General features: G+C 67.9%; 1 pseudogene. It reads left to right on the forward strand.

Features of this window, described 5'->3' with window-relative positions:
• Window positions 1–74 precede the first annotated feature (74 nt).
• Window positions 75–1,054: pseudogene (locus ABZ646_RS47165) on the forward strand (IS5 family transposase).
• The last annotated feature ends 27 nt before the right edge of the window (window positions 1,055–1,081 follow it).

Below are 1,081 nucleotides of genomic sequence, written 5' to 3' on the forward strand. Positions count from 1 at the left end.
TAGGGACTGTCTTCAGTTGTGATCAAACCCGGGTTCTGGCCCCGGGCGGGGTGTCGGTCCGGTAGGACTCTGGTGTGACGCGTGCGCAACTGACCGACGAAGAGTGGGAGTTCATCGGGCCGTTCCTGCCGGTAGGCAGGTTCGGCCCGTACCCCGAGCGGCTGCGTGAGCAGTTCGAGGGGGTGATCTGGCGGTTCCGCACGGGCAGCCAGTGGAGAGAGATGCCCGAGCGCTTCGGCGCCTGGCAGACGGTCTACAACCGCTTCATGCGATGGCGGGACGCGGGCGTCTTCCAGACCCTGCTGGAAGAGGCGATCGCCGAGGCCGCCCGGAGGGACGAGGTCGACATGTCCCTGGTCAGCGTCGATTCCACCACCACGCGGGCTCATCACGATGCGGCTGGCATGCGGGTCAGTGAGGAGACCCTGGCCGCGATCGAGGAGGCGGCCTCTCAAAAAGGGGAGCGTCCGAGGAACAAGGCGGGCCAGACGGCGAAAACGGTCCGGTCCAGGCCGAACGGCGACGCACCCGCCGAAGACGGCGGGCCCGGCTGAAGGCCGCCCTGCTCGGCCGGTCCCGCGGCGGGCTGACCAGCAAAATCCACCTGGCCGCCGACCGGCGCTGCCGACCGATGGCCCTTGTCCTGACCGCCGGGCAGGCCGCCGACAGCCCCCAGTTCATCCCGGTCCTGAACAAGTTACGGGTCCGCCTGCCAGTCGGCCGTCCCCGCACCCGACCGACCGCCGTGGCCGGCGACAAGGCCTACTCCTCCCGCGCCAACCGCGCCCACCTGCGCAAACGCCGCATCAAGGCGGTCATCCCGGAGAAGAAGGACCAGGCCGCCAACCGCAGGAAGAAGGGCAGCCAGGGCGGCAGGCCCGTCACCCACGACACCGATCTCTACCGTGACCGCAACACCGTCGAGCGGGCCATCAACAGGATGAAGGACTGGCGAGGCATCGCCACCCGCTACGACAAGACGCCCGAGAGCTACCTGGCCGGACTTCATCTCCGCGCAGCCACCATCTGGATCGGCAGTCTTCTGCAAACCTGATGATCACAACTAGAGACGTGCCCTAGT

The sequence above is a fragment of the Streptomyces sp. NPDC007162 genome, from assembly GCF_040634175.1.
In the GTDB taxonomy this organism is placed as follows: domain Bacteria; phylum Actinomycetota; class Actinomycetes; order Streptomycetales; family Streptomycetaceae; genus Streptomyces.